20 protein-coding genes and 2 pseudogenes are annotated in these 17,549 nt (G+C 42.8%); 17 read left to right on the plus strand and 5 right to left on the minus strand.

The window, feature by feature from the left end; all coding sequences use genetic code 11:
* Nucleotides 1-9 precede the first annotated feature (9 nt).
* The 3 genes and pseudogenes from HMPREF0518_RS01060 to HMPREF0518_RS01070 form a co-directional block, all read right to left on the minus strand.
* Nucleotides 10-897 carry a GRP family sugar transporter gene (locus tag HMPREF0518_RS01060; RefSeq protein WP_023192880.1) on the minus strand — a complete coding sequence of 296 codons (888 nt, stop codon included), beginning with the start codon at nucleotides 895-897 and terminating at the stop codon, nucleotides 10-12.
* Nucleotides 898-1,129: 232 nt separating this feature from the next.
* Nucleotides 1,130-2,334, minus strand: a pseudogene (locus HMPREF0518_RS09565) (ISL3 family transposase).
* A gap of 215 nt (nucleotides 2,335-2,549) precedes the next feature.
* On the minus strand, nucleotides 2,550-3,089 hold the full coding sequence (locus HMPREF0518_RS01070) for a recombinase family protein (RefSeq protein WP_080543071.1): 540 nt from the start codon (nucleotides 3,087-3,089) through the stop codon (nucleotides 2,550-2,552).
* Between the two features lie 408 nt (nucleotides 3,090-3,497).
* Here HMPREF0518_RS01070 and HMPREF0518_RS01075 point away from each other — a divergent pair, with 408 nt between their 5' ends.
* From HMPREF0518_RS01075 to HMPREF0518_RS01155, 17 genes and pseudogenes are all read left to right on the plus strand, one after another.
* A complete protein-coding gene (locus tag HMPREF0518_RS01075; RefSeq protein WP_002831196.1) occupies nucleotides 3,498-3,746 on the plus strand; it encodes a GlsB/YeaQ/YmgE family stress response membrane protein in 249 nt (82 codons plus the stop codon).
* Nucleotides 3,747-3,921: 175 nt separating this feature from the next.
* Nucleotides 3,922-4,965: pseudogene (locus tag HMPREF0518_RS01080) on the plus strand (thymidine phosphorylase); the annotation flags it as partial.
* Nucleotides 4,966-5,448: 483 nt separating this feature from the next.
* Nucleotides 5,449-5,895 carry a 3-hydroxyacyl-ACP dehydratase FabZ gene (gene fabZ, locus HMPREF0518_RS01085; RefSeq protein WP_003625233.1) on the plus strand — a complete coding sequence of 149 codons (447 nt, stop codon included), beginning with the start codon at nucleotides 5,449-5,451 and terminating at the stop codon, nucleotides 5,893-5,895.
* A gap of 29 nt (nucleotides 5,896-5,924) precedes the next feature.
* Nucleotides 5,925-6,392 (plus strand): MarR family winged helix-turn-helix transcriptional regulator, encoded by a 468-nt coding sequence (locus tag HMPREF0518_RS01090; protein ID WP_003625235.1) that lies wholly within the window; start codon nucleotides 5,925-5,927, stop codon nucleotides 6,390-6,392.
* On the plus strand, nucleotides 6,389-7,372 hold the full coding sequence (locus tag HMPREF0518_RS01095) for a beta-ketoacyl-ACP synthase III (protein WP_003625237.1): 984 nt from the start codon (nucleotides 6,389-6,391) through the stop codon (nucleotides 7,370-7,372). Before HMPREF0518_RS01090 ends, HMPREF0518_RS01095 begins: the two co-directional genes overlap by 4 nt.
* Before the next feature lie 58 nt (nucleotides 7,373-7,430).
* A complete protein-coding gene (locus HMPREF0518_RS01100) occupies nucleotides 7,431-7,673 on the plus strand; it encodes an acyl carrier protein (RefSeq protein ID WP_003625239.1) in 243 nt (80 codons plus the stop codon).
* A gap of 9 nt (nucleotides 7,674-7,682) precedes the next feature.
* Entirely contained in the window at nucleotides 7,683-8,600 is a 918-nt protein-coding gene (locus tag HMPREF0518_RS01105; protein WP_003625242.1) for an ACP S-malonyltransferase, read from the plus strand.
* The gene (fabG, locus tag HMPREF0518_RS01110; RefSeq protein ID WP_003625244.1) at nucleotides 8,600-9,331 is read left to right on the plus strand and encodes a 3-oxoacyl-ACP reductase FabG; all 732 of its coding nucleotides are present in this window, start codon (nucleotides 8,600-8,602) and stop codon (nucleotides 9,329-9,331) included. The genes HMPREF0518_RS01105 and fabG overlap by 1 nt, the downstream gene beginning before the upstream one ends.
* A gap of 21 nt (nucleotides 9,332-9,352) precedes the next feature.
* The gene (gene fabF / locus HMPREF0518_RS01115; protein WP_003625246.1) at nucleotides 9,353-10,582 is read left to right on the plus strand and encodes a beta-ketoacyl-ACP synthase II; all 1,230 of its coding nucleotides are present in this window, start codon (nucleotides 9,353-9,355) and stop codon (nucleotides 10,580-10,582) included.
* A 3-nt stretch (nucleotides 10,583-10,585) separates the two neighbouring features.
* Nucleotides 10,586-11,056, plus strand: coding sequence for an acetyl-CoA carboxylase biotin carboxyl carrier protein (gene accB, locus HMPREF0518_RS01120; protein ID WP_003625248.1), 471 nt, complete (start codon nucleotides 10,586-10,588; stop codon nucleotides 11,054-11,056).
* Between the two features lie 4 nt (nucleotides 11,057-11,060).
* Complete coding sequence (locus tag HMPREF0518_RS01125) at nucleotides 11,061-11,477, plus strand: 3-hydroxyacyl-ACP dehydratase FabZ family protein (protein ID WP_003625250.1); 417 nt, start codon at nucleotides 11,061-11,063, stop codon at nucleotides 11,475-11,477.
* Nucleotides 11,478-11,490: 13 nt separating this feature from the next.
* Complete coding sequence (gene accC / locus HMPREF0518_RS01130) at nucleotides 11,491-12,870, plus strand: acetyl-CoA carboxylase biotin carboxylase subunit (protein WP_012212319.1); 1,380 nt, start codon at nucleotides 11,491-11,493, stop codon at nucleotides 12,868-12,870.
* Nucleotides 12,851-13,693: an acetyl-CoA carboxylase carboxyltransferase subunit beta gene (locus HMPREF0518_RS01135; RefSeq protein ID WP_003625253.1), complete on the plus strand. Its 843-nt coding sequence runs from the start codon at nucleotides 12,851-12,853 to the stop codon at nucleotides 13,691-13,693. The genes accC and HMPREF0518_RS01135 overlap by 20 nt, the downstream gene beginning before the upstream one ends.
* Nucleotides 13,686-14,456: a carboxyltransferase subunit alpha gene (gene accA, locus HMPREF0518_RS01140; protein WP_020828944.1), complete on the plus strand. Its 771-nt coding sequence runs from the start codon at nucleotides 13,686-13,688 to the stop codon at nucleotides 14,454-14,456. The genes HMPREF0518_RS01135 and accA overlap by 8 nt, the downstream gene beginning before the upstream one ends.
* 58 nt (nucleotides 14,457-14,514) lie before the next feature.
* Nucleotides 14,515-15,273, plus strand: a complete 759-nt coding sequence (gene fabI, locus HMPREF0518_RS01145) for an enoyl-ACP reductase FabI (RefSeq protein WP_003625257.1) — start codon at nucleotides 14,515-14,517, stop codon at nucleotides 15,271-15,273.
* Nucleotides 15,274-15,320: 47 nt separating this feature from the next.
* Nucleotides 15,321-16,310 carry a biotin--[acetyl-CoA-carboxylase] ligase gene (locus HMPREF0518_RS01150; protein WP_003625259.1) on the plus strand — a complete coding sequence of 330 codons (990 nt, stop codon included), beginning with the start codon at nucleotides 15,321-15,323 and terminating at the stop codon, nucleotides 16,308-16,310.
* A gap of 73 nt (nucleotides 16,311-16,383) precedes the next feature.
* Nucleotides 16,384-16,926 carry a biotin transporter BioY gene (locus HMPREF0518_RS01155; RefSeq protein ID WP_003625260.1) on the plus strand — a complete coding sequence of 181 codons (543 nt, stop codon included), beginning with the start codon at nucleotides 16,384-16,386 and terminating at the stop codon, nucleotides 16,924-16,926.
* Here the strand turns inward: HMPREF0518_RS01155 and HMPREF0518_RS09995 are convergent.
* Together HMPREF0518_RS09995 and HMPREF0518_RS09570 are read right to left on the minus strand one after the other, a co-directional pair.
* Entirely contained in the window at nucleotides 16,872-17,261 is a 390-nt protein-coding gene (locus HMPREF0518_RS09995; protein ID WP_143441532.1) for a hypothetical protein, read from the minus strand. The genes HMPREF0518_RS01155 and HMPREF0518_RS09995 overlap by 55 nt on opposite strands.
* Nucleotides 17,258-17,509 (minus strand): TMEM175 family protein, encoded by a 252-nt coding sequence (locus HMPREF0518_RS09570; RefSeq protein ID WP_080680629.1) that lies wholly within the window; start codon nucleotides 17,507-17,509, stop codon nucleotides 17,258-17,260. Before HMPREF0518_RS09570 ends, HMPREF0518_RS09995 begins: the two co-directional genes overlap by 4 nt.
* Nucleotides 17,510-17,549: the final 40 nt, after the last annotated feature.

Below are 17,549 nucleotides of genomic sequence, written 5' to 3' on the forward strand. Positions count from 1 at the left end.
GCTTTTTTATTATCCCTTAGATTTTACAATTGCAAGTAAAATTGCACCTGTTACGAACAGAACGATCCCAATTCCAATATAAACCAATTCTTTTTTGGTTTTCTTTTCACCAAGGAAGAGAATTCCTCCAATAGTTGCAATGATAACGCCTAACTGTGAGAATGAAAAGGCAATTGCGTTACCAGCAGCGCTTGCAGCCATAAGCATAAAGATATTACCTACACCAAACATTGCCCCATCAATCATATTTTGATAAACACATTTTTCCATTTTAATTTTGAAATGCCCCATCACAAGTGCTCCCAAGATCATTCCAACTGACATTGGCAAGGTAATTGTCAGTGTATTAAAATGAACATTGAACCAAAGTACTGCTAAGTTATTAAAAAGAATAACATAGCTAACATATCCCAAAGTTGAGTAAGTTAAAGCAGTAAATCCTCTAGTATAATTACGTCCTTCTTCAACAACTGTATTTTCTGGGTCACGTTTAGCTGAGAAATAGAACCCAACTACCAAAACAGCCATCGCAATAAATCCGAGAATAAATTGAATTTGTTTTGTCCATTCGTGGAAAGCAAAAACCCCAAGCAATCCACCAATTACTAATTGACTTCCTGATGAAAGTGGACTCGCTACTGAAACACCCATGTATTTCATTGAATTAAACTGACCAAATTGTCCAATTACCCAAAGCAATCCACCAATAAATCCAATTAAGAAAATTTGCCATGTCAACGTTGGCATGCGGAATAAGAAAACAATAAGTGCAAAAACAAAAGCGCCCAAAGCCATTCCAAGCGTTTGTTGATCAGCATCACCACCAAATTTATTAGCTACCACTCCGATAGAACCCCAAGCAAAAATTGGAACAAGCGCGAGAAGAACTCCTTGCATGTTTATATTTACCTCTTTAAAATAATTTTTCACATAAAAGATTAAGCATTCCTCTATTTTACTATTTTTTCGGGAAAAAACAAGAGATAAAAGAATACACAAGAACCATAACTGTGGCTCTACGTCAACTGGTGTTGAAGAATAAATTTATCATTTGAGGCGGTTCTCCATTTGGGGAGCCGTCTTTGTCATGTTATGCCGTGATTTGGTAGATTCGTTTGAAGAAGTTCAGCTAATTCTTGAAGCCAAAACAGGATCGTTTGAGTGACTTGATAAGGCGGTTAATCCCTTCGATCGGACCGTTGGAATAAGGGCTGGTGACAACAGCGGCGAGAACAGCGACTTTGTATCGCTTAAGCGTCGCGATCGTCATGTCCATTGCCGTACCGTTTGGCTCGTAAGTAGCTAACAGGTTTGCCAGTTCCGCGGGATGTTTCTTCACTATCAAAGCATCATGAAGCGCTAAGTAGGTCTCGTAGGTTTGCTTGAGCTTGGGCTCAGTATCAAGTGCGATATCGATGTCCTCGTGTTGCGTGACGTCTTCATTCAAACCAAACAGGAACTGTTTGTGTTTAGCGTCAGGCGCAGTTTGATGAAAAAGCCGCCAGTTTGTCTTCATAATCTTATAAGGACGGCTGTGTTTGTCATCAAGCTGTTTGAACGCTTGGACGCGTACCTGATCAAGGGCACGAGCCGCAAGTTGAATGATATGGAACCGATCGACGATTGGGCCTTGGGGAAAACCTTATGAATAATCGTCTGATAAGCTGCGTTCATGTCCATGGTGACCGTCTGGACCCGAGTGCGTTCAGTGAGTGAATAATGAGCGATGAAGAAGTTTTTAATCGTGCGGTTGAATCGATCACCAAGCAAGGCAATCAGACGATGTGAATCGGCATCAAGACAGATAAACGACATCATGCCATGAGTGGAACGGAACTCATCAAAGCAGAGTCGCGTGGGTAGCCGGCGAGCCGGTCGGAGTTTGAGATTTTGGTCAATGATCCGTTGAACCGAGGAAGCTGAGATCCCGATAATACGGGCGATGGTTTTGACTGGCAACCGTTCATGCGCTAACTTCATGATTCGCTCTGTCATGTGAGCGGCGATCGTGTGGTTGGGTTGCACGAGTGGCGTCTTGGCACTGACTGTGTGGTAACAGCTATGACAGCGCCATCGTTGCTTTTGCAAGTCAATGACTGTCGGCATTTCAACCCCATTGAGGACGCGCACGTGGGTCGTGTAAAACCTGTTAGGGTGCAAGGCCTCAAAGCCACACAGTGGGCACCGAGTTAACCGGTAAGTCAGCTCGGCATCAATCACATGATACTGGCGGCGACGTACCCCGTTGCCGCGATATTCATGACGAACAAAGGCTACTTTGATATTATGGTCTGGTATTCCAAGGACGGACAGTGTAGGATCGTATTGTGACATTTACTCACCTCACTTGCTTTTGGTTTCGACGCTAACAAGCATAGCATGGACACTGAGTAGGTGTCTTTTTGCGTTATCCAAAAATGGCCTACACGTTCAGTGCTGATTATTTCTCAACACCAGAAAGTGTAGACCCATTTATATTACAATTCCTGACAAAAGCTATTAAATTATTGAAAGGAATTGTAATGTAAATAGACAGTGGTATTTGTTATTTATCTAAATAGCTTTTTAATGTGTTGCACTGTGCGCGGAGAAATATTAAAAGCTTTAGCAGCTTCCTTCACAGTATGAGAGTTAGAATATTCAAAGATAGCCATATTCCGGCTATCTTTTTTTTTGGGTCTACCCTCCTTATAGTCGGGATTGTGTTGCCTTGCAAATATTTTACCGGCTTGCGTACGCTCGATAATCATATCACGCTCCATCTCCGCAACCGATAGCAAAGTTCTGACAATCATACGCCCAATTGGGGTGTTATCTATTGTTCCTAAACTTAAAACCTTAATCATTATTTTTTCTTTCAATAAGTCATCAATTAAGTTCAATGCTTCTCTAGTATTACGAGCAAAACGATCTAACTTTGTGACGATCAATGTGTCATTGGGTTCAATCAGATGGACCAGTTTTTCAAATTGCGGTTGCCTGGTATTACATTTCAGAGAAGAAGTATAGTTTGCGAGAAACCTTACGCTGGATTCAGAAGGATTACCTGTGGCACAAGCAGGAGGACAAAAGAAGGAGCAAGATGTCATACAAGAATGACACCCTGACTGTGTATACAGCATGATCATTTTTTATTTACCCACTTTTTTATTTTATTTAAGAAAAAATGATTAATGCTAAGTTAACTGATCTATCCGAAAATACATATTGGTGTAGCTAATAATATAAGTTGACACCCAGTCAACCCAACACTAGCAATCTCAAAAATTGGTTAATGGACACTCCACTTGATCGGAGATATGAAACACAAATAATTGTTTTACATACCTATTTTATTATTGAAACATTTATGAAATAAATAGCATGCACAGGAAATATTGTGAATTTGTTCAACAGCTTTGATCGTATGGTTTCCTTGCATCACACCCTTGATAAGGGTATATTTATCCTTGTAATCATTATAGAATGTTTGTTCAAAAAAAGGGGAAGTGAATTTTATGCATTGGTTATGGGTTTTAATTGTTGGTGCTGTTATCGGCGCAATTGCTGGTGCCATCACTAATCGGGGCGCAGCTATGGGCTGGATTAGCAATATTATCGCTGGCTTAGTTGGCTCATCCATTGGTGAAGCTATTTTAGGCAGTTGGGGGCCAAATATAGCTGGTATGGCCATTATTCCGTCAATTATAGGCGCAATAGTTGTTGTAGCAGTAGTTTCTTTCTTTTTAAGTCGTAGCACAAGATAAATTTTTCCCTATATGTTAAACTTTTTAACAACCTTTTAAATGAATCCATGGTTGTTATTGGCTGGCCAATTACTGTAGTAATTGGCTTTTTTTATAAATGTTTTACTTTAATTTCAGGCAGATTGTAAAATTAATCCGAACGCTGTTCGGACAAAAAAGATCAGCTTCCTTTAAAGTGGGAGACAAAACAAGTATTCCTTTGGCAGCGGTGGTGGCCGCTTTAGGGATCCCGGTACCCATGATCTCCGGTCGGAGCCTCGGCCATATCGGTGGAACCCTGGATAAACTGGAAGCCATTCCAGGCTATCAGGTTGAAATTAGTGAGCAGGATTTCATTAAACAAGTCAAGAAGGATCACTTAGCCATTATCGGCGCCACGGGAAATATTGCGCCGGCCGATAAGAAGATCTACGCCTTACGTGACGTAACCGATACGGTTGATTCAATTCCACTAATTGCCGGTTCAATTATGAGCAAAAAGATTGCTTCTGGGACCGATGCCTTGGTGATTGATGTTAAAACTGGTGCGGGCGCCTTCATGAAGACATTGGAAGATTCTAAAGCGCTTGCCAGGGCCTTGGTTGACATTGGCAAAGGCGTTGGCATGCAATTTATGGCGCTGATTACAGACATGAACCAGCCATTAGGGAATGTGATTGGCAACTCACTTGAGATTGAAGAATCAATTGATTTATTGAAAGGTAATGGCCCAGCTGATTTGGAAAAACTGATTGTGACTATTGGTGGCTACATGGCAGTCATGGGTGACAAAGCTAAAACAACTGCTGAAGGGCAGAAAATGTGTGAGGAAGTCATTCATAATGGCCAGGCCTTAGCCAGCTTCGAAGCGATGGTTAGGGATCAGGGCGGTGATCCCAATGTTGTCAACGATCCAAATGGGGTCTTGCCCCAGGCTAAATACCAAATTCAATTACCTGCCAAAACATCAGGTGTAATTGCTAAAATTGTTGCCGATGAAGTTGGCGTTGCCAGCATGTTACTCGGTGGCGGCCGTCAAAAGGCTGACAATCAATTGGATTACTCGGTTGGTATTGTACTCAATAAAAAGATTGGTGATAAGGTCGAATCTGGTGAACCGCTGTTAACGATTTATAGTAATCGTGAAGAGATTGATGATATTAAGAAATTGTTGTATGACAATATTGAAGTGGCAGACACAGCCAAAGTGCCAGAGTTGATTTACACAACGATTGAGTAAGCCGATTTTAATCAGTGAATCAGCCATAATGATGATGTAATTTTGGAACCATCATAATCCATCCCCAAAAGCTTCACCTGCGATGCATAAGTAGCGCTCAGAGGTGAAGCTTTTTTGCTGCTCATTTGAACTGAAGCTACTTTAAATATCCGTTATTTAAAAAAATCTTTACGGGTCCTCGCAACCCGTATACAATGACGTTTATCGGCATGCCGTTAACCAGAATAGTTTGATATTCAAACTAATATGGTATATGATGTGTTTTATTCAAATATTTAAAAAAATCTTTACGGGTCCTCGCAACCAGTATATAATGCCGTTAACCAGAATAGTTTGATATTCAAACTATTCTGGTATATGATGTGTTTTGTTCAAAATGAGGGCTTCATGTTTTTAATTTTAAGGGACGCTTCTCAATAATTAGTTTAGGTTTCGAACTAATTTAATTGAATGTAGCTGTTTGCAACTGAAAGGAAGAAATCAATGAGTGTATTAGATGCAGCTGAAATTATGGATTTGATTCCGAACCGTTACCCAATCCTGTTTATGGATAAGGTCGACGAATTAAATCCTGGTGAGTCAATTGTTTGTACCAAGAACGTGACAATTAATGAAGAATTTTTCCAAGGCCATTTTCCTGGCAATCCAGTCATGCCTGGTGTGTTGATCATTGAGTCACTTGCCCAAGCCGCTTCAATTTTGATTTTAAAGACAGAGAAATATCAAGGCAAAACGGCTTATCTGGGGGCAATTGACAGTGCCAAATTCAGAAAAGTCGTTCGTCCGGGCGATGTCCTTAAACTACACGTCACCATGGAAAAACAACGTGACAATATGGGCAAAGTCAAGTGTGAAGCAAAGGTCGAAGATAAGGTTGCCTGTTCTGCAGAGTTAACGTTTATCGTCCCTGATCCTAAGAAGAAAATCTAATTTGGACAAATTGGTAGGAGACCAATCTCATGAATGCAATAAGTGATGAAATTAAAGAAGACTACAACTTCATTAGCGATTCTTTGGTGGACATTTATGATCAGATTATGCGAATCGAAGAGAGCGAAATCAAGAAGAGCCATTTTAAGGACATCACCGCAAAAGAATTGCATTTGGTCCATACGATTGGCTTACATGACCGTAAAACGACGTCCGAGGTTGCTCGGATCTTGCGATTGAGCAAGGGAACGCTGACAGCTAATTTAAATAATTTGGAACGCAAAGGGTACATTTCCCGGATAAGGAATCAACGGGATCGGCGAATCATTAATTTGGTGTTAACTAGTAAAGGCCGACTGCTTTACCGAGCCCATTATGCATTCCATCAAAAATTGGTTGAGCAGTGTCTCAAGGGATTCGACGGTTCGGATATCAAAAAAATGAAGCAAGCGTTAATGAACGTGGAAGATTTTATTGGTGAGGTTTCGGGTAGATGAAATTTGAAGATTTCAAAATCATGGCAACAGCCAGTTCGGCACCTGACCACGTTGTGACTAACGATGAGTTAGCGACGATGATGGATACGTCAGATGAGTGGATCACGCAACGGACCGGGATTAAGCGCAGACGGATTGCGACTGAGGAAACGACCAGTTCAATGTGTACTGATGTGGCGACACAATTAATTGCCCAAAGTGACTTAACTGCTAAAGATATTGATTTGATTGCGGTGGCTACGATGTCGCCGGATTATCTCACCCCATCTGTGAGTGCGATGGTTCAAGGTAATATTGGGGCGGATCATGCCATTGCCTTTGATATTGACGCAGCCTGTTCAGGATTTGTTTACGGGTTACATTTGGTAAAACAGATGTTGATTGCCAATCAGCAAAAAAATGCCATTTTGATTGGTGGCGAAACCCTCAGCAAATTGTTGGATTGGTCTGATCGATCCACCGCAGTGCTGTTTGGCGATGGTGCTGGCGGCGTTTTGATTCGAAACACAGCTGTAGATAAGGGTTCGTTTATCAGTGAAGATCTGCGGACATTAGGTAATCTGGGTCAATATTTAACTGCTGGCCAAACAGGCAATCCGTCACCATTTGCAACAGATCAACAGCCATTTTCACCGTTCTTCAAGATGAGTGGCCGGCGAGTTTATAGCTTCGCCGTTAAGAACGTGCCAGAATCAATTAACGACGCCTTGAAGCAGGCCAATTTAACGGCTGATGAGGTTGACTGTTTTGTTTTACATCAGGCCAACCGCCGGATTGTGGAACGGATCGCCGATGAATTGGCGGTCTCGATGGCTAAGTTTCCAATTAACATTGATGAATATGGAAACACAGCTGCGGCCAGCGAACCAATTTTGTTAGATCAATTAGTTAAACAAAAAATCATTAAAAGGGGGGATGTCATCGCCCTATCCGGATTTGGCGGCGGATTAACGGTTGGAACCATGATTATGAAATATTAGCAAGCAATGAACATTGATGAACAAAAAAAGAATAACAAACATTTAGAGGAGATTTATTATGACTAAAGAAGAAGTATTTAACAAGATCAAGGACATTATCGTAGACCAATTGGACGTAGACGCTGACAAGGTTAAAGAAAACACCAATTTCAAGAACGACTTGGATTTAGACAGTTTGGACATCTTTGAAGTGATTGACAAGATCGAAGACCTTTACGATATCGAAATCGATACTGATGAAAGTATGGAAACTGTCGGTGAATTAGTTGATTACGTTTTGAAGCAAAAAACTGACAAGTAGGTCGATAATTTGAAACTAGGTTATTTATTTAGCGGCCAAGGTAAGCAATTTGGCAAAATGGGACAGGACTTGTATCAACAAGAACCTGTTTATCGGCAAACAATTGATCAAGCTTCCGAAGCTTTGAATATGGATATGAGCGATGCCACCGTTTTTGATAATCCGGTCAATACCCAAGTGGCGATTGTCGCCATGAGTACAGGGATTGAACGGATTATCAATCAAGATTTTGGTGATCCAGTTGGTGCCACTGGTTTGAGTCTTGGTGAGTATAGCGCGATTGTCGCTGCCAAGGGATTGGACTTCAGTGATGCCCTTCAATTGGTTCGTGATCGCAGTCACTACATGGATAAAGCCGGTCAGGATCATCCTGGCAAAATGGCGGCTGTCTTAAAAACGACTGCTGACATGGTCGACCAAGCGGTAAAAGTCGGTTCGAAGAAGGGTGAGATCTATGTAGCCAATTACAACACAGATTCTCAAATTGTGATTGGTGGTTCCATTGAGGGGCTTCAAGCAGCTACCGATTATCTGCATGAGCACGGTGTTAAACGGGTTGTCCCGTTGAAAATGACGGTTGCGTCTCACACCCCATTTATGCAGGAGGCCTCCGATTTGTTGGCAAAACGAATTCAAGATGTCTCGTTTAACCAGTTGGCTTTCCCAGTGATCAGTAACACAACGTCTCAACCTTTCGAAGTTAACACGATTAAGCAAACGTTAATCGATCAGCTCATTAATCCAACCCATTTTTATAACTGCATTCAACAGCTTACTCAATTGGGTGTTGATACAGTTGTTGAACTGGGCCCTGGCGATACGTTGATGAAGTTTGCCAAGAATGTGGTGGCGAACGATCATACATTCCATATTGATAGTGTTAAGACGTTAAACGATTTTCGATCAAAAGCAAAGTTGGTGAAATAATGAATGACACAAAACAAGTTGCATTAGTAACCGGAGCTGCCAAGGGAATTGGCCTGGCAATCGCTAAACGGCTTTCAAGTGATGGGATGACAGTTGTGATTAACTCACACCATCCCTTAACTGACGAAGAGAAACAAAGCTTTTCAGACGCAGGCTTTTCATTTGATAATTTGGTTGGCGATGTGGCTAATGAAGCCGACGCTGAAAAAATAGTCGGCGAAGTTGTTGAAAAATACGGTCAAATTGACGTTCTGGTGAACAATGCCGGCATTACAAAGGACAAGTTGTTAAGCCGGTTAAAGTTAGCTGATTTTAAAGCCGTGATCGACACGAACCTGGTGGGTGCTTTTAACATGACCAAGTTTGCGATGAAATTCATGCAAAAGAGCCGCTCAGGGGCCATTGTGAACTTGTCCAGCATTTCTGGGTTACATGGTAATTTGGGTCAGGCAAATTATTCAGCCAGCAAGGCCGGACTAGTCGGGTTAACGAAGACCGCTGCCAGAGAGGGTGCCCTGAGAAATATTCGGTGTAACGCGGTTGCCCCCGGAATGGTTGCCACTGACATGACTGGTAAAATGAGCGAACGCCGACAAAAAGAATTTACGGATCAGATTCCGTTGAAACGATTTGCCGAACCTGATGAGATTGCCGACGCGGTCGCATTTTTGATTCATAATCAGTACATCACTGGCCAAGTGGTCACGGTCGATGGCGGTTTAACAATTTAGAGTTGTTGAAGGAGTAAATTAATGAGCAGGGTAGTGATTACCGGAATGGGAATTGTTTCCCCAATTGGAAACGATGTTGAAAGTTTTTTGAAGAATTTATTTGCTTCTAAAGTGGGCATTAATCCAATTACCAAATTTGACGCAGAGCCGACTGGCATTACCGTTGCTGGTGAGGTGAAAGACTTTGACCCGTTAAAACGAGTTGACAAGAAGTTTGCCAAGCGAAATGATTTGTTCTGTACTTATGCACTGTATAGTGCCAAAGAAGCAATGGAGATGGCTGGTCTCACCGAAGACAACATTGATCCTGAAGATCTTGGCGTGATTTATGGTTCTGGAATTGGTGGCTTGACCACTATTCAAGAACAGGTTATCAAGATGCATGATAAGGGCCCTAAGCGGGTATCCCCATTGTTTGTTCCGGATTCAATTAGTAATATGGCGGCCGGTAACATTTCGATTGCTTTTAATGCGCTGAACACCAGCCAGGGAATTGTCACCGCCTGTTCATCAGGAACTAACGCGATTGGAAATGCGTTTGAGTATATCAAGCAAGGCAAGGCGAAGGCCATTATTGCGGGTGGAACCGAAGCGTCAGTGAATGAAATTGGAATTTCTGGCTTCGCGGCCTTAACGGCATTGTCCAAGGAAACTGATCCAAAGAAGGCTTCAATTCCATTTGATAAGGATCGGAATGGATTTGTGCTTGGTGAAGGTTCTGGAACTTTGATCCTTGAAGATTACGATCACGCCAAAGCCCGCCATGCCAATATTTTAGCTGAAATTGTTGGTTATGGAACCACCAGCGACGCCTATCATATGACTGCCCCGGACCCAGAAGGCAAGGGTGCCATTCGTGCCATGCAACAAGCGATTGATGAAGCCGGCATCGATGAAACCGAAGTTGATTACATCAATGCTCATGGAACCAGCACCCATGCTAACGACAGCGCCGAATCTAAAGCTATTAAACAAGTCTTTGCCAAGAATGACCATGTTAAAGTCAGCAGTACCAAAGGGATGACTGGCCATGCACTGGGAGCTGCCGGCGCAATTGAAGCCGTTGCAACGATTGGCGCAATCCAGCATAACCAGATGCCCGTGAACGTCGGTGTGGTTAACCAAGACGAAGCCTGTGATATTGAGTTGGTTAACGACGACAATAAAAAAGCCCCCGTAAATTACGCAATTAGTAACTCATTTGGTTTTGGAGGCCATAACGCGGTAATTGTATTTAAGGGATGTGATTAAACAATGAATGAGAAAGAAATTGAACGCTTGCTTGAGAAATTTGATCAATCATCACTGAAAGACTTCGAATTGACTCAGGATGACTTCAAATTAAAGTTGAGTAAACGTGAGCAGAATGACCAAGTTGTTGTTCAGCAGCCGACTGGTTCTAAAACGCCAGTCAGTGAAGTGCCAAAATCTACCAGTGCCAATTCTCAACCTGCTGGCGAGCCGCAACAGTCAGTCAAGGACTATGTTGCCGAAATTAAGGCACCGTTTGTCGGCGTCGTTTACTTTGCACCAAGTCCGGATAAACCGGTTTATAAAAAACAGGGTGACCACGTTGAAAAAGGTGAGGTCGTTTGTGTGATTGAAGCCATGAAGATGATCAACGAGGTCAAGAGCAATGTCACTGGAACAATTTCTAATATTTTAGTTGAAGATGGGAGCATGGTCGAATATGACCAGCCGATTTTTCAAGTCACGAAGGGTTAATTAAATGAAACCAGCAGTAAATGATGTCATTCCACAGCGTTATCCCTTTGAAATGATTGATAAGTTTATTGATGTTCAACCAGGAGTTTCAGCCTCAGCCATTAAGCTGATTTCGATTAATGAGTGGTTCTTTGCCAACCAAACGAGTAGTCGATTAGCAGTGCCACGCCCAATTATGATCGAGGCAATGGCTCAAACCGGGGTTGCGGCGATTTTGTCGATTCCTGAAAATAAAGGGGAGAATGTCTTTTTCGGTGGAATCAAGAATGCCACTTTTCAAGATGACTTTCGACCCGGTGACAAATTGGAATTTGAAGTTGTCATGAAAAAATTGAAACGGAATATTGGCTTGGGTCACGGGACGATTCATCGTGATGGCCAATCAATTTGTGAAGCTGATTTAATTTTTGCAGTTGAATGACGGAGGTGAGCAGATGTTTAAAAAAGTATTAGTGGCTAATCGTGGTGAAATTGCCGTCCAAATTATTCGGGCACTGCACGATATGGGCATCACGGCGGTAGCAGTCTATTCTAGTGCTGATAAAGACAGTTTGTTCGTTCACTTAGCTGATGAGGCAATCTGTATTGGTGGACCACAACCGAGCGAGTCGTATCTCAATATGGCTCAAATCATTAGTGCTGCTAACCTGACTGGGTGTGAAGCAATTCATCCTGGCTACGGATTCTTGTCAGAGAACGCCGAATTTGCGGAACTCTGCGAAACCTGTCATATCAAGTTTATCGGTCCCAGTCACGAATTGATTTCGCTGATGGGTGATAAAGCAAATGCCAGAGAAGCCATGAAAAAAGCTGGCGTGCCAGTAATTCCTGGTAGCCAGGGAGTTGTCAAAACAGCCAGCCAAGCAGAAACAGTTGCAGAAAAAATTGGCTTCCCAGTCTTATTGAAGGCAGCTGCAGGTGGCGGTGGTAAGGGAATTCGTGAGGTTGATCGACCAGAAGATCTTCATAGTGCCTTCGAGCAGACTCAACAAGAAGCCCGGGTATCGTTCAACAACGATGATATTTATGTCGAAAAATTGATTCGAAATGCCAAACACGTCGAAATGCAAGTCATTGCCGATGAATTTAACCATGTGGTCTATCTGCCAGAGCGGGATTGTTCCCTTCAGCGGAACCACCAAAAGGTGATCGAGGAAAGCCCCTGTGTCCAGATTTCACCGACTGAACGGAAAAAATTGGGCGAAATTGTTGCCAATGCAACTTTAAAATTAGGCTATACCAATACAGGGACCTATGAATTCTTGATGACCGAAGACCACCACTTTTACTTCATGGAAATGAACACCAGACTTCAAGTTGAGCACACGATTACCGAAGAAGTGACCGGTATCGAATTGGTTAAAGCCCAGCTGAAGGTTGCTGATGGGCAAGAGCTGCCATTTACGCAAGCAGATGTAGCCGTAAAGGGACATGCCCTTGAGTGTCGTCTCAACGCCGAAGATCCTAGTCATAACTTCGCTCCCCGACCAGGTCGGATTAATAATTTGTTCTTTCCGGCTGGGTCACTCGGAGTTCGAATTGATTCCGGGGTCGCCCAGGGAAGCTTTATTTCACCATTCTATGATTCAATGATTGCCAAAGTGATCGTTCATTTGAATGATCGGAATACCGTAATTGCCAAGATGAATCGAATTCTAGGGGAACTCAAGATCAATGGGGTAGTGACTAATCAAACCTTCTTAAAGTATTTGATTAACACTGCTGAATTTAATTCCGGCCAGTATTCAACCAACTTTATCGAGAATCAGGTTTTAACGAACAAGGAGGGATTCCATGTTGCAGAGTCGGTTTAAAATGCCCAGTCATGACGAATTAGTCAAACGAATGGATGCAATCCCCGACCATGTAATGCGGGAATGCCCAATTTGTCATGCCAAGTTTTTATCGATGAGGTTGGGCCGTGACCATACATGTCCAAAGTGTGGGTATGGTTTTCGGATTTTGGCCAAACGGCGTGTCAAGATCACATTTGATAAGTTCACTGAAATTGATCAAAATATCACGGTTCCTGATCGATACACTGATGAGAAGTATCGAGCTAAGATTGCCAAAGCCAAGAAAGTAACTGGTCTTAACGAAAGTGTGCTGACTGGAATTGGGTCGCTGAATAAGCAACAGGTTGCTGTGGGCATTATGGATCCATTTTGGATCATGGGTAGTCTAGGCAGTGCAACCGGTGAAAAAATTACCCGATTGTTTGAACTGGCCACTCGAAAGGATTTACCAGTGGTCATGTTCACCTCTTCAGGTGGTGCTAGGATGCAGGAAGGCATACACTCCTTGATGCAAATGGCAAAGATTTCCAGTGCCGTTGCGGAACATAGTGCGGCTGGGTTATTGTACATCGTGGTTCTTTGCGATCCAACGACTGGTGGGGTGACTGCCAGTTTTGCAATGGACGGGGACATCATTTTAGCTGAACCACACGCTTTAGTGGGATTTGCCGGTCGTCGTGTAATCGAACAAACAATCATGCAAACACCCCCCAAAGATTTTCAAAGCGCTGAAACCGTCATGAAACATGGTTTCATTGATCAGATTGTGAAACGGTCCGACATGAAGAAAACACTGACCCAACTCCTCCGCTTACATACAAAGGAGAATGCATATGGTTAATAAAACAGCCTATCAGCGGGTTCAAGGTGCTCGTAGAAAAGATAAAATTTCGATTGCAGAGCTGATTCATGGTTTGACAACTGACTTCTTTGAGCTCCATGGCGATCGATTAGAGGCGGATGATCACGCGTTGATTGGTGGAGTTGGTTTGTTGAACAACCGGCCAATCACGGTTGTGGGTATCCAAAAGGGCGCTGATACTGACGAGAATATTGACCGTCATTTTGGGAGTTCGACGCCGCAAGGTTATCGCAAAGCACTACGCTTAATGAAGCAAGCTGAAAAATTCCACCGGCCCATTTTGGCGTTGGTTAATACACCAGGTGCCTGGCCAGACGTGGAATCCGAATATCATGGTCAGGGCTCAGCAGTTGCTCAATGTATCATTCAGGGGATGCAGCTCAAGGTACCTTATATCAGTATCATTGTTGGCGAAGGTGGGAGTGGGGGAGCTCTCGCCTTGGCATGTGGTGATCGGGTGTTGATGTTTGAGGACAGTATTTACTCCGTTCTCTCGCCCGAAGGCTATGCAAGTATTATGTGGAAAGATTCTTCAAAGGTGCAACAGGCTGCCGAAGAACTTGGGTTAACTCCAGATAGTTTACTGAAAGATGGTATTATTAATCAAATTATTCATGAATATAAACCTGGTGATGATTTAAGTGATTTGCGCGACTTCTTGGACAAACAGTTTACCGAACTCGAGAATTTGCCAATGAGCGAATTAATTGAACAAAGACAACGACGTTTTAGAAAGTATTAATTCTTGAATTTGCACTTAATTTGACAATTCAAATTAAAAATAAAATGGAGGCTCAATCATGAGTGACTTTTTAGATGGTCAAACAATCGTAATCATGGGGGTTGCGAATAAGCGAAGCATTGCTTGGGGATGTACTCGGGCAATTATGAACCAGGGCGCAAAAGTTGTCCTGACGTATCAAAATGATCGGATCAAGAAGAGTCTGAAGCGCTTTGTTCCCGAAGATCTGGACTTACTTGAATGTGACGTTTCAGAAGATGAAAACATTGAAAAGGCGTTCGCTGAAATTGGCGACCGCTATGGTAAGATTGACGGTGTCATTCATGCCATTGCTTATGCTGACAAGGATACATTGACTTCTGGATTGGTTAATACCACTAAAGATGGGTATGATTTAGCCCAAAATATCAGTGCTTATTCATTAATTGCAGTTGCCAGATATGCTCAACCAGTGCTGAACAACCCAGCCAGCATCTTGACGTTGACTTACTTTGGGTCCACTCGGGCAATCCCTAATTACAATATGATGGGCGTTGCCAAAGCCGCTTTGGAAGCCAACGTCCGTTATTTAGCATCAGATTTAGGTGCGACTGGTATTCGAGTGAACGCAATTTCTGCTGGGGCCGTTAAGACATTGGCAGTTACTGGGATTAAAAATCATGGCGAGTTATTAAAAGAATCCGAATCACGGACAGTTGATCAAAAGAGTGTTACAACTGATGAAATTGGTAACGTTGCTGCCTTTTTGATGAGTGATTTGTCAACTGGAATGACCGGCGATGTGGTATATGTTGATAAGGGCGTTCATCTGATTTAATCAGGACGGTAAATTGTCAAAGCCGGCGAGGAAAATGAGGTAATAAAATGGCGGATCATCAATCACAGATTTTACGAGCATTATTGGAACTGGATAACCGTTATATTTCCGGAAATGAACTTGCTCGGCACTTCAACATCAGTCGGCTGGCCGTTTATAATAACATTCAAAAGCTTAAGCAAAAGGGGCATCTGATTGAGACGAAGAAGGGATTGGGATACAGCTATCAGAAGTCAAAATGTTTTGATGCTCAAGTGATCGATCATTATCGAGTGACAACTTACCCGGTCAGAATGCACGTGTTTGATCGGCTAACTTCAACCAATGATTACGCTAAGCAGTACGGCACCGAAAAAACGGTGTACAAGCCCCAGATCTTCGTGGCGGATACCCAGACGAAAGGGCGTGGGCGCTTGGGTCGGCGATTTTATTCACCAGCCAAGACCGGTATCTATATGAGCTTGCTGATTCCGATTCAAACTCGCCAAACGCTGCATTCCGGGTTAATCACAACTGGCACAGCCGTCTGTGTAGTTCGTTCACTTCAACCCTTTTTTCCACAGGTCGATTTTCGCGTGAAATGGGTCAATGATATTCTTGCTCATGACAAAAAATGTGGTGGGATTTTGACTGAGACAACTGCCAGTCTTGAAGATGGCTCTCATGAAAATGTGATCGTGGGGATTGGTCTCAACGTTGATACAGATGACTTTCCGGATCCGATTAAACACAAAGCCGGCGCAATTGTTGCTCATAGCCAAATTGACCGCAATAAGATTGTGGCCAAGATTATCGACAATTTCTTTTACATGTATCAAACTTACCAAACTGGCAATTTTTTGTCGGAATATGCGCAATTATCAGATATCCTGGGTCGAAAGATTCGGGTCGAAATGGGCAGCCGGGTCTATCTGGGCATTGCTGATCATTTCGATAATGAAGGGGCATTGGTGATGAACACTGATTCAGGCCAGCTGACAGTTTCTAGTGGTGAAGTGACGAAAGTTTATTTACCAGAAAATGGTTATACTGGCTGAGCTAATCCATTACATTTATGGTTAACTTGGATTGGGGTTCACTTAACCGTTAACAACTCATAGGAGCGTTTAGATGAAAATCACAGAAATTGTTCAAACGGCACTGATTACTGCAACCATTATTATTTTGGGAATGATCCCACCGTTACCACTTGGTTTCATTCCGGTTCCAATTGTGATGCAGAATTTGGGAATCATGTTAGCAGCCGTAATTTTAGGACCCAAAAAAGGAACCCTGGCGATTTTCGGGTTCCTCTTGCTGGCGTTGATTGGTTTTCCAGTGCTCAGTGGTGGTCAGGCAGGGCCTGCATTTTTTGTCGGACCAACTGGCGGCTATTTGCTCGGGTGGTTATTAACGCCACTCATGATCGGCTATGGTCTTTCCCGGCCATTTATTAACCGTCGTTGGAGTCGATTAAGTATTATCTGGTTCGCCGGCGTCTTATTGGTCGATGTTATCGGCTCAGTCTGGTTATGGCTGGTCAGCCCAATTTCATTGATTGGGTCACTCGTGTTAAATTTGGCATTTATTCCGGCGGATACATTGAAGGCAGTGGCTGTTTATTTGGTGGCCGAGAGAATGCGGATTTGGAATAAAGAAACCACTCGTTTATAAGAATACAAAAATTGATAGTGTCCAACAGCTTTTTCGAGATGATCCAGATCAATAGAAGTCACGCTGCCATCACCATTTGTTATCATCAGACTGGGCAAGGCGGTAATGCCAATCCGGTAAAAAAGGGATTGGTAGTCATCTGGGTCAGCATCAGCAAAATCGAAATAATAAGCCTGTATCGAATTTAATTTCAGCGCGTATTTCAATTTAGGAACAATGAGGCGACTCAGTCGATAGCGAGGGCTGCCAATAAAAATCAATTTGAACTGAGATTCTTGAATCAGGGTGGTTAGTTTCTGCAGATCGACTGGGGAAATAAGCTTGGAAGGTTTCATCTCTTTGCGGTAGCGATGGCACTGTCACGACTAAGAAAACTGTCGTTGAGCCATGATGTTGCAAACGGGGTTAAGCTGATGAAACAGAGGTAGTAGATGTTCGTAATGGTTAACATTGGGGTGGCCTTCTTAATCCCACTGAGCAACTCTTGATGATAAACCCAGTACTGGGAGACAATTGCGAAACTAATAAAGTAAATGGTAGATTGTAAAATTAATCCGAACGCTGTTCGGACAAAAAAGATCAGCTTCCTTTAAAATGGTGTTTACCACAAACCCATCTTTTAG

Source organism: Lactobacillus helveticus DSM 20075 = CGMCC 1.1877 (assembly GCF_000160855.1).
GTDB lineage: Bacteria > Bacillota > Bacilli > Lactobacillales > Lactobacillaceae > Lactobacillus > Lactobacillus helveticus.

Coding starts and splice junctions, on each gene's coding strand:
- HMPREF0518_RS01060 (WP_023192880.1), bottom strand. CDS start 897: ATGCAAGGAGTTCTTCTCGCGCTTGTTCCAATTTTTGCTTGGGGTTCT.
- HMPREF0518_RS01070 (WP_080543071.1), bottom strand. CDS start 3,089: ATGACATCTTGCTCCTTCTTTTGTCCTCCTGCTTGTGCCACAGGTAAT.
- HMPREF0518_RS01075 (WP_002831196.1), top strand. CDS start 3,498: ATGCATTGGTTATGGGTTTTAATTGTTGGTGCTGTTATCGGCGCAATT.
- fabZ (WP_003625233.1), top strand. CDS start 5,449: ATGAGTGTATTAGATGCAGCTGAAATTATGGATTTGATTCCGAACCGT.
- HMPREF0518_RS01090 (WP_003625235.1), top strand. CDS start 5,925: ATGAATGCAATAAGTGATGAAATTAAAGAAGACTACAACTTCATTAGC.
- HMPREF0518_RS01095 (WP_003625237.1), top strand. CDS start 6,389: ATGAAATTTGAAGATTTCAAAATCATGGCAACAGCCAGTTCGGCACCT.
- HMPREF0518_RS01100 (WP_003625239.1), top strand. CDS start 7,431: ATGACTAAAGAAGAAGTATTTAACAAGATCAAGGACATTATCGTAGAC.
- fabG (WP_003625244.1), top strand. CDS start 8,600: ATGAATGACACAAAACAAGTTGCATTAGTAACCGGAGCTGCCAAGGGA.
- fabF (WP_003625246.1), top strand. CDS start 9,353: ATGAGCAGGGTAGTGATTACCGGAATGGGAATTGTTTCCCCAATTGGA.
- accB (WP_003625248.1), top strand. CDS start 10,586: ATGAATGAGAAAGAAATTGAACGCTTGCTTGAGAAATTTGATCAATCA.
- HMPREF0518_RS01125 (WP_003625250.1), top strand. CDS start 11,061: ATGAAACCAGCAGTAAATGATGTCATTCCACAGCGTTATCCCTTTGAA.
- accC (WP_012212319.1), top strand. CDS start 11,491: ATGTTTAAAAAAGTATTAGTGGCTAATCGTGGTGAAATTGCCGTCCAA.
- HMPREF0518_RS01135 (WP_003625253.1), top strand. CDS start 12,851: ATGTTGCAGAGTCGGTTTAAAATGCCCAGTCATGACGAATTAGTCAAA.
- accA (WP_020828944.1), top strand. CDS start 13,686: ATGGTTAATAAAACAGCCTATCAGCGGGTTCAAGGTGCTCGTAGAAAA.
- fabI (WP_003625257.1), top strand. CDS start 14,515: ATGAGTGACTTTTTAGATGGTCAAACAATCGTAATCATGGGGGTTGCG.
- HMPREF0518_RS01150 (WP_003625259.1), top strand. CDS start 15,321: ATGGCGGATCATCAATCACAGATTTTACGAGCATTATTGGAACTGGAT.
- HMPREF0518_RS01155 (WP_003625260.1), top strand. CDS start 16,384: ATGAAAATCACAGAAATTGTTCAAACGGCACTGATTACTGCAACCATT.
- HMPREF0518_RS09995 (WP_143441532.1), bottom strand. CDS start 17,261: ATGAAACCTTCCAAGCTTATTTCCCCAGTCGATCTGCAGAAACTAACC.